This window comes from Nitrospirillum bahiense (assembly GCF_007828025.1).
In the GTDB taxonomy this organism is placed as follows: domain Bacteria; phylum Pseudomonadota; class Alphaproteobacteria; order Azospirillales; family Azospirillaceae; genus Nitrospirillum; species Nitrospirillum amazonense.
Genome location: NZ_VITO01000008.1, coordinates 40,800 through 57,563, shown reverse-complemented (window position 1 = coordinate 57,563; position 16,764 = coordinate 40,800). Strand labels below are relative to the sequence as shown.

Genomic DNA, 16,764 nt, shown 5'->3' with positions numbered 1-16,764 from the left:
CGGGGCCCCACCATGCGCGACCTGAACGATCTCTACTACTTCGCCCAGGTGGTGGAGCATGGCGGCTTCGCCGCGGCGGAACGGGCGCTGGGCGTGCCCAAGTCCACCCTCAGCCGCCGCGTCTCGATGCTGGAGGACCAGCTGGGCGTGCGGCTGCTGCAGCGTTCCACCCGTCGTTTCGCCGTCACCGACGTGGGCCGCACCTACCACGCCCACTGCCTGGCCATGATCGCCGAGGCGGAAGCGGCACAGGAGGTGGTGGACCGCACCCGGGCGGAGCCGCAGGGCACCGTGCGCGTCAGCTGCCCCACCGCCCTGGTGCCCACCCGCGTGGGGTCGGTCGTCACCCGCTACATGGCGCAACATCCCCGCGTGACCATCCGGCTGGAAGCCAGCAACCGCCGCGTCGATGTCATCGAGGAAGGCTACGACCTGGCCATCCGCGTGCGCATGCCGCCGCTGGAGGACAGCGACCTGATCGTCAAGGTGCTGGAAAGCCACGGCTCGGCCCTGGTGGCCAGCCCAGACTTCCTGGACCGCCACGGCCGGCCCGCCACACCGGAGGAGCTGTCGGCCCTGCCCGCCGCCGACATGCCGCGCACGGGTGGCGACTACGTCTGGCGCCTGTATGGTCCCGACGGCATCCTGCGCACCGTGCCGCACCAGCCCCGCCTGATCACCGAGGACATGGCCCTGCTGCGCGATGCGGCGCTGAGCGGGATCGCCATCGCCCAGTTGCCCCACTTCATCATCGACAACTATCTGGCTCAGGGCATGCTGGAAGCACTGTTGCCCGGCTGGACCCTCCCGGCGGGCGTGGTGCACGCGGTGTTCCCCTCGCGCCGGGGCCTGGTGCCGGCGGTGCGCGGCTTCATCGACGCCCTGGCGGCGGAATTCGCCGAGCGGCCCACGACCCCCTGCCCCGCCAACCCCGCCTGGATCGGCGGCGGGCCCGACCTGGGGCTGTAGCGGCACAGCAGCGCGGCCGCCCGCCGTGGCAGGAAAACCACCTTGGCCGCACATCTGCAACCATCCCCACCCTTTGCCCTTGACAGCGGGGGCCGCCGCCAGTGCTACTGACGCGCTAAGCATAAGAATTTTGGGGAAGTTTTGGTTTTGGGGGACCCATCCGCCATGCCTGGGTCGTCTACTGTCCGCCACCTTGGTGCGCGGTTGAGCCGTTTCGCGCGCACCGGCCAGGCCCGGCGCGTCCTGCCGCCGCTGCTGACCACCTTCGCCGCCCTGGTCCTGATGCTGTGGCCGGCGCTGCTGAACGGCTTCCCTATCGTCTTCTTCGACACCGGCGGTTACATCGAGGCTGCGGCCGAGCGTGAACTGGTGGAGGGGCGGTCGCTGGCCTACGGCCTGTTCCTGCAGGCGGCTTCGCTGAACTGGCGCACGCTGTGGGGACCGGTGGTGGCGCAGAGCCTGCTGACCCTATGGCTGCTGCGCCTGCTGTCCGCCGGCCTGGCGCCCGGCGACGGACTGCCGGGTGGCAGGGGCAATGGCCCCGGCGCCCTGGGTCTGGTGGCGCTGCTGGCGCTGGGCACCGGCATGGCCTGGTACACGGCCCAGCTGATGCCGGACATCGCCATCCCCCTGGTCGTAGTGACCCTGTGGCTGCTGGCCTTTCGCTGGGATCGGCTGTCCTGGCGGACGCGCCTGGGCGCTGCCGCCGTGGGCCTGGTCAGCCTGCTGTCGCACATGTCGGGGATGGCCCTGGGCGCCGGCCTGGTGGCGGTGCTGGCCCTGATGAAGGCCGTCGGCGTCCTGGGCCGCCCGCGATCCTGGCGGGCCCTGCGCCTGCTGCCGGCGGCGGCCCTGGTGGCGGGCAGCGTGGTCACCCTGCCCTTGCTGAACGGTGCCGTCACCGGCGAGACCAGGCTGACCCCCGGGGGGCCGCTGTTCCTGTTCGGTAGCCTGCTGCAGCAGGGCCAGGTGCGCCGCCTGCTGGACGAACGGTGCGCCGACGACCCCCACGCCTACGCCCTGTGTTCCTATCGCCACCGCCTGCCCACCACGGCGGATGAGTTCCTGTGGGCGGAGGATTCCCCGCTGACGGCCCTGGGCGGCTGGGAAGGCATGGAGCCAGAGGCGGCGCGCATCAACATGGCGGTGATGCGCGCCTATCCCCTGGCCCTGGCCCTGTCGTCGCTGCAGGCGGGAACGGAACAGTTCTTCCGCGTGCAGACGGGCGACGGGCTGGACGAGTTCCACCGCAGCACCCGTGAGGCGATGCACCAGTGGCTGGCTCCCCTGGAGCCCGCCTACCTGAAGGCCGACCAGCAGAGCGAGGGGCCGACCCCCAGCATGGCGGACCTGTCCAACTACCTGACCGTCCCCCTGGCCTATCTGGCGCTGGCCGCCCTGGCGGTCCTGGTCCCCCAAGCGGTAAGGCGTAGCGACGGCCTGGCCCTGGGCGCCCTGCTGTTCCTGTGGGCGGCATTGGCCGGCAACGCCCTGATCTGCGGCGCGCTGTCCAACCCGCACGACCGTTATCAGAACCGGCTGGTGTGGCTGGTACCTGTGTTCGTCCTGGCGCTGAACACCCGCCTGCGCCAGACCGAGGAGGCGACGGATGAGGCGGAGCCGGCGCTGCGGGTGCCCAATGCCATATCCCTGTCGGCGGCCCTGCCGCGCCGTCGCGCGGCGCGGCCTGTCCTGACCAGCCCCCTCATCGACCTGGGTGTGCCGGATGGCCTGGCGGTGGAAATGGCGGGGGGGGACCTGCCCGCAGGAAACACGGCCGAGCGGACGGCCGCACCCCAACCCTGACCTTCTTGGTAAGGCGCAAATTCGCGTTGATTGCGCTACGCTTTTTGGGCGTTTGTGCCAACCAGGCCACCCCTGCCGCGCCCGCCCGCCCCGAGCCCGGCCCGGGCCCCAATCATGGACCCGCGGATGATCCGCTTCTCCCTCCCCATGCGGCTGCTGCTGGCGATCCTGCCGGCCGCCGGCGTCATGCTGGGGGGGATGATCCTGGTCACCCTGCACCTGAGCCAGCGGGTGGTGGAGCGTTTCATCAACGACTACGGCCGCGACACCGCCCAGCGCGAGGCGCTGGCCATCAGCGCCGGCATCCAGGAGGAGATGACCCTGGCAGAGGGCGCCGCCCGCCTGGTCTCCGCCCTGGCCGCCACGCGGGAGCGGGAAGGGGTCGCGCCCACGCTGGCAGACCGGCGGCAAATCACCGAATACCTGCGCCAGGCGGCGGCCTTGCATCCCGAGGCCGTGGGCATTTGGTTCTTCGCCGAGCCCGACGCCCTGGGACCTGACGCCGCGGCGCTGGCCGTGCGGGATCCCCTGGTGGGAATGGCGGGTACCGGCCGCTACGCCCTGTACGCCACCAGCCAGGAAGGTGCCGTGCGCCTGCAGTCCCCGCCAGCGGACTTCGACACCCAGGACTATTATACCGGCGCCCAGCGAAGCCACCGCCTGGCCATCCTGCCGGTCCATATCTTCCCCATACAGGGCGTACCCACCGCCCTGGTTTCCCACGCCTTCCCGGCCATGGTGGGCGACCGCCTCGTCGGCGTGGCCGGCGTGGACCTGGACCAGCGGCAGCGCGCCCACATTTATGAGGGGCACCACCCGTTCGGCGCGCCCATCGCCCTCATCAACACCTCCGGTGTCTGGGGCTATCACCCGGATCCGGCCCGGCTGGGCACCGCCGCCACCTTCGGCGACGGACCCGACTATCAGTTCACGCCAGGGGAACGGGTGTTCGTCAATCAGGCCCAGCCCTACAGCCTGGAACGCCGCCTGCCCGACGGGTCCCGGCTGCGCCGCTTCACCTGGCCGGTGGACTTGTTCCCGGGCGAGGGTCGGCGCCTGCTGGTCATGGACGTGCCCCTGGACCGGCTGGCGCGGCCCTTCGCCGGCATCCGCACCGCCATCCTGATGGCCGGGCTGCTGTGCGCCCTGTTGCTGAGCGGCCTGATGGTCCTGGCCGTCCGCCTGATCGTGGCCCGGCCGCTGAAGCGTCTCCAGGCGGGGGTGGATTGCCTGAAGCGGGGCGAGTATGACCGTACCCTGCCGGACCAGAACTGTCCCGACGTCATTGGCGATCTGGCGCGCGGGTTGGAGGATTTCCGCCGGACCCTGGTGGAACGGGACCTTCTGCGGCGCGACCTGCAGCGGGTGGCCGCCTGCATCGAGGTGGCGCACGACGCCATCTACATGATGAGCCGCGACTACGCGGTGCTGTACGCCAACAGCCAGGCACTGACCCTGGTCGGAGTCACCAACGGCGACACCCTGCTGGGCAAGCGCATATCCCAATTCGTCACGCCCGAGACGGCCGCCTCGCTGGCAGGGCTGCGCCAGCAGATCGCCGCGAGCCTGGCCCATGCCGGCGTGTGGACGGGCCGGGTCGACAACTGGACCACCCTGACCGGCCATCGCATCGAGGCGGTGGAGTTCACCGCCAGCAACGACCCCGGCGGCGACATCCTGGTCGTGGCCCGCGACGTATCGGAACGGGATCGGGCGGAACGGGAGCGCCAGATCCTACAACGCCAGATCCTGCAGCAGGACAAGCTGGAAACGGTGGGCCGCTTGGCCGGCGGTGTCGCGCACGACTTCAACAATCTGCTGGGTGCCATCCTGGGTTATGCCGGCTTTCTGGTGGCCGACCTGCCGGCGGACAGCCCGGCGCGCGGTTATGCCGACCGCATCCTGGCGGTGGGCGCCAGCGCCAAGGAACTGGTCCGCCAGATCCTGGGCTTCGCCCGCACCGACGCCGGCGTTCAGGAGGTGGTGCCGGCCCGCGCCATCGTGGACGACGCGCAGGTGGTGCTGCGCTCCACCGTGCCGGCCACAACCCGCCTGACGTGCATGGCCGAGGAAGGCCTGCCGCCCGTGCGCGCCAACCAGACGCAGATGATGCAGGTGTTGATGAACCTGGTCATCAATGCTCACGACGCCCGCCGGGGTGAGACGGGCGATATCACCATCCGCCTGAACCGGGGGCCCCTGCCCTTCACCTTCCCCGACGACTGGGCGGTGGCGGACATCCTGCAGGCACCGGTGGACGCCCCGCATGTGGTGCTGGAGGTGACCGACCAGGGAACCGGCTTGGCGCCCGACCACCTTTCCCGCATGTTCGAACCCTTCTTCACCACCAAGGGCCAGGACAAAGGCACCGGCCTGGGCCTGGCCAATGTGCACAGCATCGTCAAGGCCCATGGCGGCGGCCTCGCGGTCGCGAGCAAGTTGGGCGCCGGCACCGTCATCCGCATCACCCTTCCCAGCCTGTCGGGTCCCAGCATAACCGCAGGCCTGGCATCGGCGGCGTCCCCAGGCGGTGCAGCCGGGACCCCACCCCTCAACCCGGCCCCGGCCCGGCTGCGGGTGTTGGTGGTGGACGATACCGAGGCCATGGGCGAGCTGCTGCGCGAGGGGCTGACCCGGCGGGGTCACGACGTCACCGTCTGCGGCGAGCCGCAGGCGGCACTGACCCTGCTGGCCGATCCGTCCAAGGGTTACAACGCCCTGATCACGGATCAGACCATGCCAGGCATGACGGGCCTGAGCCTGATCCACGCCGCCAAGGGAAGGAACCCCGGTCTGATCTGTGTGCTGTGCACCGGCTATAGCGCCCATGTGGACGAGGCCACGGCCCGGGCCGGCGGCGCCGATGCCTTTTTCATCAAGCCCCTGTCGGTGAAGCTGCTGATCGACCGGCTGGACGCGCTGTACGGCACCAAGGGCTGAGGCGCACCGGTACCGTCAGGGCCAGCACCGTCAGGGGTGGATACGGCTGGGGAACCAGCTGTCCAGGCTGCCACGATCCAGCCAGCGGCCATAGGCGTACGGGGCGGCATAGGTGCCGCCATACGGGTAGGCCGATCCATAATAGGGATAGGCACCGTCCGCGCCGTCGACCAGCCCCGGCCCCCATGGGCCGCCGCCAACCCCACCCCAGGGGCCAACGCCCCAGGCGCCGTTGCGGGGATGGCCGGTGACATTGCCCTGCGACACCGATAGCGAGAAGCCGATGCCCGTATCCTCGCAGGGGCGCAGCGGATTGCCGTCCTGGCCATAATTCAAGGTGGCGCCCGCGCCGCGTTCGATCATGCCGCCGCCGAAGCCGATGCCCATGGTGACGCTGCCACCGGCCCGGCAGCTGGTGTCCTTGGACTTCCAACCATCATCCTCCGGCGGGCGGGCGGCGACCACGCCATCATCCCGGCCGTCGGCCGTGGCGACGCCGGGGCCGTCCAGCACCGGCGGGCGCGCCGGGCCCTCGTCGATGGCGTTTGCCGGCGTGCTCGCCGTCCCGGTCTGCGCCCAGGCGCCACCGCCCGTGGCGGTGAGGCAGGCCACCAGCAACAGGCCGGGCACCCCGGATTTGCCAACGGCTTTACCCAAGAGCTTGGATGAATGGACGGCAGGCATAGCATTCAACTCCAGGACCGGCGGGGAAGCCGCATCGGCCCGACCAGGACGGGCGGCAGGCCCGTTTCCAATATGGTGCGGGCCAGTCCAGTTTCCACGCGTTTCCTGACAGGAACCTGTCGACCGCAGCCGCGGGAAGCGCTTCCTTACGCCCCGGGGGCGGGAAGCGGTTTCGAACCCGGCGGACCCCGCGATGGGGTGCGGCCGGCCGCCAGATCCTCGATCAGGCGCATTTGCGCCGGCAAGCAGACCGTCTCCAGGTCATAGCGGGCCAGGATGGTCTCCCGCGCCCGGCGGCGCAGACGTTCCAGCCGCCGGGGGTTTTCAAGGGCCGCCGCCACGGTCTCCGCCAGTTGGCCGGGCGAGAAGAAGTCCACCAGCAGGCCATTCTGGCCGTTGCGGACCACCTCGCGCACCGGCGCCGTATCCGACGCCACCAACAGGCACCCGGCGGCCATGGCCTCCATCAGGGACCAGGACAGCACGAAGGGGTAGCTGAGGTAGACATGCACGGCCGAGACGTGGAGCACCGACAGGAACGTGGAGTAAGGGACCTTGCCCAGGAAGTGGACGCGCGACAGATCAAGGTTTGCGCCCACCTCCGCCAGGTATTGGGCGCGATAGTGCGGGTGATTGGTGGGGCGCGAGCCATAGCTGACCTCATCCCCGCCCAGGATCACAACCTGGGCGTTGGGGCGGCGGCGCAACAATTCCGGCAAGGCACGCATGAAGGTGTGGAAGCCGCGATAGGGTTCCAGATTGCGGTTGACGAACGTCACCACCTCATCCCCCGGCCGCAAGGTCAAAGGGGTGGAAGCGCCCTCGGGCGTGACCGTCAGGGTGGCCGCCGGATCCGGACAAACCAGGCGGGCGTCCACCCCATCGTGCACGGTGGAGATGCGGTGCTGGACGTCGGCGGGGAAGCGCTGCGCCTGCCAGCGGGTGGGTGCGACACCCCAGTCCATGGCCTGCAGCCCGTGCAGCAGGACGCTGTTCTTGATGCGGATGCGGAAGGTGTCGTCCAGCGTGCCGGGAAATTCCGGGTCGAAGCCCGCGTCCTGACCGCGCGCGTTGTAAAAAAACTCCAAATAAGCCAGCAGCTTGGCTTGGGGATAGATGTCTTTCAGAAACAGTGATTCGCCCCAACCGGGATGGGCGCAGATGACGTCTGGAATGAAGCCTTGCCGGCCCAGTTCCATGCAGGCCCGCAACACCGCTTGGCCCCGCCGGACCGCCGCCTCGAACCCGGCCACATAATGATGACTGCCGCGGCTGGCGCCGGCCGGGGGTGGATAGCGAACCACGACCATGCCGGGCGGCAGGCTCTGCACCAGCACATTCCCGTCATCGCCCATGCAAACCACTTCATGCCCGGCCGCTGCCATTGCCGGCGCCAGATGACGATATTGGCCGGGAAAATTCTGATGGACGAACAGCAGCTTCATGATGGTCCGACGGTACCCGCCGGCGGCGTGACGTAGGCGATGGCCCACAGGTTGAAGCTGGGCTTGTCCTTGGTTACCTTCACGGCGGCGAAGCCGGCGGCCAGCAACGCCTTGCCCAAGGTTTGGGCGGTGAAGCCGGTACGATGCGCCATATATTCGTTGCCGTGGGCGATAGCGCTGCGCAACCCGAACAGCATGTCCAGGGGCGCAATGGGACCGGCGGCTGACACATAGACGGCGTCATCCAGCTTGTCCTCAGCCACCAGGGCGGCGACCGCTTGCAGATCCGGCAAGGTTATGAGGGCGAAGCCGTCAGGCTTCAGCACCCGGCGAAATTCAGCCAAAGCCAGCGGCACCTGATGGGCGTGCAGATGTTCGACATTGTGGGAGGACCAGACAGCGTCCACGCTGCCATCCGACACCATGGACAGGTCGGTGATGGACGCGACGATGTCAGGCCGGACCGCGGGATCGATGTCCAGCCGAACCTCACGCCATTCGCTGCTATGAAACAGGCTGTGCAGTTTCTCCGGCCTGGGGACGCCGCATCCGACATGCAGGACGGTGCGTGAAACCGGGGTGTCCAAGGTCATGCCCAACTCAATCCCAAACTCATGCCGACGCCGGCATGGCGTTGACGGACGGTACTATCCCCTGGCGGCGCGCCAATTCCAACAGGGCATCGTTGATGCGCGGCGCGCTCATGCCCATCGGCAGCAACATGCCACGGCCATGCATCCGCAGGCGTTCCGCCTGGGCACCAAGGTCGAAGGCGGCAACGGCCAAGCCGGCGGCCAGCATTTCCGTGAGGGTGTAGGACCAGGTTTCCGGCCAGACGGAGGGGAGAAATCCCAGATGCGCCTGATAAGCGCGGACCAGACCCACGCCCTCATCCCCGATGTAGGCGCCGGTGACGCGCACGCGCCCGGTATCCAGCAACGGCGCGTTATCGCGGGAGTAGCCGACCAGCAGGAATTCCAGAGGCAGGGCCCGGGCCTGGGCATCCCGGGCGCACGCCAACAGGACGCCGTATCCCTTGGCATCACCGACGGCGCCGACGATGGCCACACGCACCATCGACGGCCGGGCCGGCGTTGGCTCCACCGCCGGAATCTCCCGGTCGGGGTGGGGTTGCACCGCCAGGCGGACGCCAGACCCGGGGAACTGCGCCGCCATACGGCGCGCCGTATCCTGCGTGGGACAGATCACCCGTTGCGCTCCGGCCAGCAAGGCCGCCATGGACCGGCGCCAGGTCGCGACCGGCCGGTCGCCCGCCAAGTCCCCGGATCGCAGGAAATGGCCATTGTCACGCACGCACGCCTCGCACACCGCCACCGCCGGCTCGCCGCAATAGCGGTCGCTGCCATCCACCAGATTGATGCGCGGGCAGTACCAGACGTAATCATGGACATGCACGTCATAGGGCCATCGACCGGCCAGCATTGCCAGCAGAACGGCTGGCACGCCCTTGACGTGGTGAACCACCATGCGGCCCACGCCCAGGGCCTGCAGATCACGCAGCAAGTCCGGCAGGGCAGCCAAGCCTTCGTACACCAGGGATCGGAGTTGCGGTGCGGCCGTGATTTCCAACCGAACGCGTGGCGTCTCCCCGGCCTCGTCTCCCCATCCCTCGGGCCGCAACACCACCACGCCGACACCCTGCGCCCTCAACGATGCGGCTTGGCCATCTACGAAACGATCCGTGCCGCCGCCAAGGACGGGACAGAGCAGCAGGCAGGTATGAGGGCCCAAGGTGCGCGCCCAGGCCACGTCCAGTGCCCGCCGGGCCGGCAGCAGCGGATCGGCGGCGATGAAGGCGTGAACAGCGGGCTGATAGTCAGGATGCCGCTGGTCCAGCAGTGCCAGAGCCGTGGCGATGCGATCCGCCTTTTCCGCACCGAAGGAGGAACCGCCGACATGGCCGACCAGGGTATCCAGCGCCGCGACGTTACGCCAACCCCGCGCCCGGGCCCGCCAGCAGAAATCGTTTTCCTCGCCATAGCCCAGGCCGAACGTTTCGGAATCGAAATAACCGACGTCGTCCAGGCAGTCGCGGCGGATGTAGAAGCAAAAGCCCACGCCCGTTGGCACATCCGCGATACCGTGTGGCAAGGCCGCGGCGGCCAGCGTGTCGAGGAAAGGTACCGAGATCTCAGCCAGCGGCGTGCCATCAGGATTTGGATAACTAAGGATGGTGGCATCATTGGACAGCGGGGTCACCGTACCTATCGCGGCGTCCTTGTAGGCCGTGGCGGCCAGACGGGCCAGCCAATCCCCGTGAACCACGGCATCCGCGTTCAGCAGGACCACGTCTCGGTCGGGGTGCAAGGCCATGCCCCGGTTGACCGTGCGCACAAAGCCCAGGTTGCCGGGATTGCGTAATACCGTCGCCCAGCCCTCGGTCGCCACCTCGTCCACCAGCGCCGACACGGCCGTGTCGGCCGGACCATCGGCGATCAGGATGACTTCGACAGGTGGTCCAGCCTGCACCCCCGCCATACTCTCGCGCAGCGCCGCCAGGCAGGCCCGCGTCACCGCAGCGTCGCCATAAACGGGGACGATGATGTCCACCGGCCGCCTCAGGCCTGACACGGGCACCCGAGGCCGGACCGCATCTTCCACAGGGAGCACACCGGCCTGCCAATAGGCGGGCTCGCCAGTCGCGGGAAAAAGCGGCCGCACGCCCAGCCCCACCGACACCGTCTGTGGCTCCGCCGACCGCGCACCCCCTTGCTCCGGCCGAAATACCAGCCGGCGCGTCTGCCCGTCCCGGTCCACCAGGTCAAGGGTGACCGGACGCGCCGGGTGGGCTGCGTCCCAGGCCAGCACTGACCACTCGGCGTCATCCAGCCGGATGGAGCCCGGCATGGCGGAAGCGGGTGTACGGGTGAAGCGCGCCATGAGGCGGGGTGGACGGGTCATGGCAGCCGCCAGGGGCATGCCCGGCACCAGCATGCCATTGACAGTGACCTGGACCTGGGCATTCCCCGCCAGGTCCGACGGCACGGTGAAGCTGAAAAGGCACAAGCGTGGATCCCGCGGATCGGGAGCCGGCGCAGCCCGATCCACTGTCAGACCTTTCCATATAAGTTCGGCCTGTCCCCCGGGCGCCGCTGCGATGCCCTCGACCCGGCCCGCGCGGGTGTAGACCACGGCGGGCACGGCGCCCCCTGCCACTAGCCCTCGCAAGGCGGCAAGACAGGTGTCGTCGGCTTCGGCATTCCAGGAAAGCGCGGGGACGAGGCGATCCAGGGCGACCGTCAAGTCTTCACGGGATGCCGACAGCGCCTGGAACAAACCGACCGCCGCAAAGGGTTGGGTGCCATCCATCTCCAAGGCACGGGTGAAGCAACCGGCGGCGTGCTGAAGCTCGCCTCTGCTCAGAGCAACGACCCCTTCGAGGATGACATCAAGCGCGATTTTTCCGCCCTGAACCAAACGGGCGGCGTAATGGGCGGCCTCTTCCAGGCGGCCGGCCGCAAAGGTGGCATGCACCAACCCTCGAAGCGCGGCCAGCCGGGTCTCAGGCTCGGCCAACGCTACCCAACCCAATGCTATGGCCGTATCATAGTCCTTCACGGCTACGGCCGCTTCCATGTCCTGCAGCGTCCGACCCAGGATTGAGGTAGATAAGCCGGACATCACGCGGATTGCATCATCGCGGCAGGACCGCGACCTTCATTGCCATCAAAGGATCCTGAGGCTGGCCGGACCGGCATAGTACCCCCGACTGCCCCTCGATGTCCCCGTGGCGCAGGAAACGAACGGTGTAATCCAGGCGATGGGTGGCGGCCAACGGTCCCACCAAGCGGAAGCCGGCGCCCAACAGGGGCAGCCCCCGGCCCTGCGTCCCCGCCAAGGTGCCGGCCTTCACCCAGGTACCGGTCTGGTCAATTGGGTTGGCGGCGCAATATTCCAAGCTATCGGCCAACTCCGGCGAACCGACGACGGTGAAGCCCTCGAGCCACAGCAGGTGATCCCCCGCCGAGGCCCATTCGCCGCCGGCGAACACCTTATCACCCATGCGTTGGATGTGCGCGACCAGCCGTACGTCGATGGTGGCAGGAACCGTCTCATCGCCCAATCGCTGCACACCGATGGAGACCGAAGAGGACAGCTGGCCGTTCAAGGTCAAGGTGGTGAGCAGCAAGGGCGCCGAATCCGCCGTGACCAGCACGGCCACGCCGTTCGACCCGTTGATCCAGGTCGAGGTGCTGAGACCGTCGGGTGTCAGGAATTGCAGGGCCTTGCGTCCGGGTTCCGGCAGTGAGGAGAGCTGGACACAAGGGAAGGTCACGCCCTTGATCTGCTGCCGTCCTTCGGTGCCGAGACGGGCGGTAATGTAATAGGTGCCTTCCGGCAGGGCCATGACCTTGGGCGTCGCACGCACCGGATCGCCACTGGGAGCGGGAGTCGTCACCGCCGTCGTGCCGGCCGGCGCCAAGATATTAGGCTGCATGGGTCTACCAATACAGAAGGGAGCGGAAGCACCGAACCCTGCCCTGGAATAAAGTCGAATGCAAGAAAACCGTGGCGCAGAAACGACTATGGCGGGCACCGGGCCCGCCATAGTGTACCTCATGTATAGATGGCTGGATCAGCCCTTGCTGGTGAACCAGCTGACGTTCACGCCCGTCACGCCCTGAACGGTAATGGTGCTGCCGTCCGGCAGGGTCAGGATGGTGTTGCCGTTGCTGACCGTGGCGTTGCTGATCAGCGAACCGAGGTCCAGCGACTTGCCACCGTAATTGGTGCTGGTGAAGCCCAGAACATCCTTCGTCGCGTCAAAGCCGGCGACCGTATCATTGCCGTCGCCCGGGCTGAAGATGAAGGTGTCCTTGCCGGCGCCGCCGACCAAGCTGTCGTTGCCTGCCTCGCCAATGATGTAGGCTCCGCCGCTGCCGGCAACGATGGTGTCGTTACCGGCGCCACCACCCAGCGTGTCAAAACCCGAGCCGCCGACGATGGAGTCATTGCCCGCGCCACCGTTGATGATGTCGTTGCCGACGCTGGAGCTGATGACGTCGTTGGTGGATGAACCGATGATGCTGTCGTTGCCAGTGCCGGCGATGACGGTGTTCACGCCACCCGAGCCAGTGCCCGAACCACCGCTCAACACCAGGAAGTTGTTACCGGAGTCGCCGACGACGACCTTGCCGCCACTGCTGGCGTCCAGGAACAGGGCGGTGGTGTTGCCGGCGGCGGTGCCGGTCAGCACGACGGACGTGAGGGAGGGGTCAGCAATGACGTTGGTGACGACGCTGCTGCCGGTGGAGGTGCCCGCAGCCGTCTGGGACAGGTCAACAGCCGCCAGCGTCGGGTTGCCGCTGGAGCCGGAAACGACAACGCTGCTGACCGAGCTGACGGCCGTGGTGCCGAACGTGATGGTCGAGGACAGGGTCTGGGTTGGCGTGTTGGACGACGTCGGCGCCACGGAGGCGATGCTCAGAGTGCCGGTGCTGTTCGCCAGGATACCGGACAGGGCCGTCGTGATTTTGTCCTGATCAGCCTGTGAGACGGTCGGTGCCGTCGAGAAGCTAACTGTACCGTTACCACCGGAAAGAGTCGGCATAATTTAATACCCCCGCTAAAACGTCGCTTTTGGCTATGGAGCCGCAGCCCGCTGCGGCACTGACGCGTCAGTTAAAACCCCTTGGCGAATTTATTAACGCGTTCCGCCAGTCCCGCGTGGAAGAAGGTATAATTCACGTCGGTTCCGCTGCACAAGACGGATTCAAGAAGATTATCGCCTTAATTTTAGATGTAAGCCGCCTAGGCACATCCGCTAAAGAAAAGCGATCGGCCAGCAGACCTGGATTTTAGACCATTAGGCCTATTACCTTCGGCGAGATGGCTGGCTTGGGCGCCCTTGCCGGCGGGAAAAATGACCGCATCGTCGTTCGCGGGTGCAGCGATTCGCGCATCAGCCCAACACATCGCTTCCGCCGAGGTCAATCGCGTTCGACCCAATCGACCTTGTGATTATAAGGTGGAGATTAAAAGATTGACGCCCGGCCCGGGCCTATGGCTTTTTTCGCCCCAAGCGTCCTCGTCACGGACTAGGACACATTATATTTACGCGGATATTCAACGCACTGGCGATAATATTATGGTGGTTCACCAGCCGATGAACAATGCTGAAGGCGAGCCCGTGGCCCACGTTGCCGATGTACCACTGGTGGTGGACATCGATGGCACTCTCATTCGCACTGATCTTCTGATTGAGAATTTCTTTACCATGCTGGCCACCAAGCCGTTGGCGGCTTTGGGCGTCTGGCGTCTGCCGCTGCGCAGCAAGGCGTGGTTGAAGGATTATCTGGCTGCTAACGCCGGCGTCGATGTCACGACACTTCCTCTTAACCAGCCTGTAGTTGATTTTCTCCTTCAGGAAAAAGCGAAGGGTCGTCGTATTTACTTGGCGTCCGCCTCCAACCAACGACTGGTCGAGGCGTTGGCGCGGCATCTCGGTTTCGTCGATGGTTCCTTCGGGTCGAATGAGGCCGTCAACCTATCGGGCAAGGCCAAGGCCGAAATGCTGTGCCGTGAGTTCGGCGACCGGGGCTTCGACTATATCGGCAATGATTGGATCGATTTCGCGGTGTGGCGCCGTTGCCGCGTGGCCATCGCGACCAACGCGACAGCGCGCCTGGTCCGGCAGCTCAAGGCGGAACGTGGGGATGCTGTTGAATTGACGGCGCCCAAGGCCGGAATCAAAGTTTATCTGAAAGCCATTCGGGTGCACCAATGGCTGAAGAACCTGCTGGTGCTGGTACCGCTGCTGGCCAGCCATGACCTGACCGGCCATACCATCGCCGACAGTCTCTTAGCGGTCCTGGCTTTCAGTCTGGCGGCCTCCAGCGCTTATCTGCTGAACGATTTGCTGGATCTGCCCAATGACCGGGCCCACCCCAGCAAACGCCACCGGCCCCTGGCCAGCGGTCGCCTGCCCCTGGTCCAGGGGGCCATTCTGGCGCCCCTGCTGCTGGGTGTTTCCACCCTATGCGGTGTCGTGGTATCGGCAGATTTCCTCGCCGTCCTGGCCGCCTATTACATCATCACCCTGGCTTACTCGCTGCATCTCAAGCGCCACATGCTGATCGATGTGCTGACGCTGGCCGGGCTCTATACGATGCGCATTCTGGCAGGCAGCGCCGCCATTGACCGGCCGTCGTCCGCCTGGCTGCTGGGCTTTTCCGTGTTCGTCTTCCTGTGCCTGGCCTTGATCAAACGCTACATCGAGCTGATCGGCAGCCTGAAGGCGAACAAGGGCAACCCCAAGGGTCGCGGCTACCGCCTGGAGGATCTCAGCATCCTGTCGGGCTTGGCCAGCGCCAGCGGCTACTGTTCTGTCCTGATCCTGGCGCTGTATTTCAACAGCCCCGAGGTCCACGTCCTATACCGCAATCCGTCGCTGCTGTGGCTGGCCTGCGCCCCCCTCTTATACTGGATCAGTCGTCTGCTGCTGCTGGCCCATCGTGGCGAGTTGCATGACGATCCCGTCGTCTTCGCCGCCACCGATCGCACTAGCCTGATCACCGGCGCCGTTATGGTGGCCATCGTCCTGGCAGCGATCTGACCCATGCGCCAGCCGATCACGTCCTGGGGAAATCTGGCGAGCGTCGAACATGATGTGGCGACGCCTGCCTTTCGCGAAGATGCCGCCCCCTTGTTATCCATCCTGGCGGAGAAAACCGGCAGCGTCCTGGCCCACGGCCTGGGCCGCTCCTATGGCGACAGCCCGCTCAACGCCGGCGGCGGCCTGCTGGTCACCCGCCGCATGGATCGCTGCCACGCCTTCGACACCGCCACCGGCGTGTTGCGGGCGGACGCGGGCCTGAGCCTGGCGGATCTGCATGTCATCACCGTGCCGCGCGGTTGGTTCGTGGCCGTCACCCCCGGCACCAAGTTCATTACCCTGGGCGGTGCCGTGGCCAACGACGTGCACGGCAAGAATCACCATGTGGCCGGCAGCTTCGGCCATCATGTCCGGGCCTTCGGCATGCGCCGGTCCGATGGAACCCTGGTCGATTGCGCGCCCGACCGCAACACCGACCTTTTCCGCGCCACGATCGGCGGCCTCGGCCTGACCGGCCTGATCGAATGGGTGGAAATCCAGCTGCAAGCCATCGCCTCGTCCGACATGGAGGTGGAGAACATCCGCTTCGACCATGTCGACCGCTTTTTCGACTTGGCGGCGGAAAGCCTGGACTGGCCTTACAGCGTGGCCTGGGTCGATTGCCTGAGCCAGGGCGCCAGCTTGGGACGGGGCATCTTTTCCCGCGGGCGCCACGCGCCGGATGGCCCGCGCTTGGCCCAGCCGGCCCGCGCCAAGCTCGCGGTGCCCCTGACCCCGCCCATCAGCCTGATCAACGGCCTGAGCTTGCGTGCGTTCAACGCCGCCTATTACAGCCGTCCGGGCGCCACCTTCGCCGGCCGCTGCCACTTCGACGGCTTCTTCTATCCCCTGGACGGTGTGCATCACTGGAACCGCGTGTACGGTCCCCGGGGATTCTACCAGTACCAATGTGTCGTGCCGCCCGCCGTGGCGCGGGAGGCCGTGACGGAGCTGCTGGCCCGAATCGCGGCCTCGGGCACCGGATCGTGCCTGGTGGTGCTGAAGAACTTCGGCGACGTCGCGCCCGCCGGCCTCCTGTCCTTTCCCATGGCCGGTACCACGCTGGCACTGGATTTCCCCAACCAGGGTCAGCGCACCCTGGCCTTGATGGCGGATCTGGATCGCACGGTGGCGGCAGCCGGCGGCCGGCTTTATCCCGCCAAGGACGCGCGCATGCCGGCGGGCCTGTTCGCGGCGGGCTATCCCGCTGTGGCGGATTTCAAGCGGCACATTGACCCCGCCTTCATGTCCGACTTCTGGCGGCGCATGGAACAGGCCCCTACAAAGAGCGAGCAGGCGTGACCG

11 protein-coding genes are annotated in these 16,764 nt (G+C 67.0%); 5 read left to right on the top strand and 6 right to left on the bottom strand.

Features of this window, described 5'->3' with window-relative positions:
* Positions 1-12: 12 nt before the first annotated feature.
* The 3 genes from FBZ88_RS13375 to FBZ88_RS13365 all read left to right on the top strand — a co-directional run bounded on the left by FBZ88_RS13375 (position 13) and on the right by FBZ88_RS13365 (position 5,715).
* The gene (locus FBZ88_RS13375; RefSeq protein WP_145617494.1) at positions 13-969 is read left to right on the top strand and encodes a LysR substrate-binding domain-containing protein; all 957 of its coding nucleotides are present in this window, start codon (positions 13-15) and stop codon (positions 967-969) included.
* A 204-nt stretch (positions 970-1,173) separates the two neighbouring features.
* Positions 1,174-2,775, top strand: coding sequence for a hypothetical protein (locus tag FBZ88_RS13370; RefSeq protein ID WP_145617493.1), 1,602 nt, complete (start codon positions 1,174-1,176; stop codon positions 2,773-2,775).
* Between the two features lie 126 nt (positions 2,776-2,901).
* Positions 2,902-5,715, top strand: a complete 2,814-nt coding sequence (locus FBZ88_RS13365; protein WP_145617492.1) for an ATP-binding protein — start codon at positions 2,902-2,904, stop codon at positions 5,713-5,715.
* 30 nt (positions 5,716-5,745) lie between these two features.
* Here the strand turns inward: FBZ88_RS13365 and FBZ88_RS13360 are convergent, their stop codons facing one another.
* The 6 genes from FBZ88_RS13360 to FBZ88_RS13335 form a co-directional block, all read right to left on the bottom strand.
* Entirely contained in the window at positions 5,746-6,345 is a 600-nt protein-coding gene (locus FBZ88_RS13360) for a hypothetical protein (RefSeq protein ID WP_145617491.1), read from the bottom strand.
* 200 nt (positions 6,346-6,545) lie between these two features.
* Positions 6,546-7,784, bottom strand: a complete 1,239-nt coding sequence (locus tag FBZ88_RS13355) for a glycosyltransferase (RefSeq protein WP_342780173.1) — start codon at positions 7,782-7,784, stop codon at positions 6,546-6,548.
* 56 nt (positions 7,785-7,840) lie between these two features.
* A complete protein-coding gene (locus FBZ88_RS13350) occupies positions 7,841-8,437 on the bottom strand; it encodes a class I SAM-dependent methyltransferase (RefSeq protein WP_211102648.1) in 597 nt (198 codons plus the stop codon).
* Positions 8,438-8,456: 19 nt separating this feature from the next.
* Positions 8,457-11,441 carry a glycosyltransferase gene (locus tag FBZ88_RS13345; protein ID WP_145617487.1) on the bottom strand — a complete coding sequence of 995 codons (2,985 nt, stop codon included), beginning with the start codon at positions 11,439-11,441 and terminating at the stop codon, positions 8,457-8,459.
* 58 nt (positions 11,442-11,499) lie between these two features.
* Complete coding sequence (locus FBZ88_RS13340) at positions 11,500-12,303, bottom strand: hypothetical protein (RefSeq protein WP_145617486.1); 804 nt, start codon at positions 12,301-12,303, stop codon at positions 11,500-11,502.
* A 138-nt stretch (positions 12,304-12,441) separates the two neighbouring features.
* Positions 12,442-13,416 carry a calcium-binding protein gene (locus tag FBZ88_RS13335; protein WP_145617485.1) on the bottom strand — a complete coding sequence of 325 codons (975 nt, stop codon included), beginning with the start codon at positions 13,414-13,416 and terminating at the stop codon, positions 12,442-12,444.
* Between the two features lie 537 nt (positions 13,417-13,953).
* Between FBZ88_RS13335 and FBZ88_RS13330 the strand changes: the two genes are divergently transcribed.
* Together FBZ88_RS13330 and FBZ88_RS13325 are read left to right on the top strand one after the other, a co-directional pair.
* Entirely contained in the window at positions 13,954-15,420 is a 1,467-nt protein-coding gene (locus FBZ88_RS13330) for a UbiA family prenyltransferase (protein ID WP_211102647.1), read from the top strand.
* A gap of 3 nt (positions 15,421-15,423) precedes the next feature.
* Complete coding sequence (locus FBZ88_RS13325; protein ID WP_145617484.1) at positions 15,424-16,761, top strand: FAD-binding oxidoreductase; 1,338 nt, start codon at positions 15,424-15,426, stop codon at positions 16,759-16,761.
* Positions 16,762-16,764 lie beyond the last annotated feature (3 nt).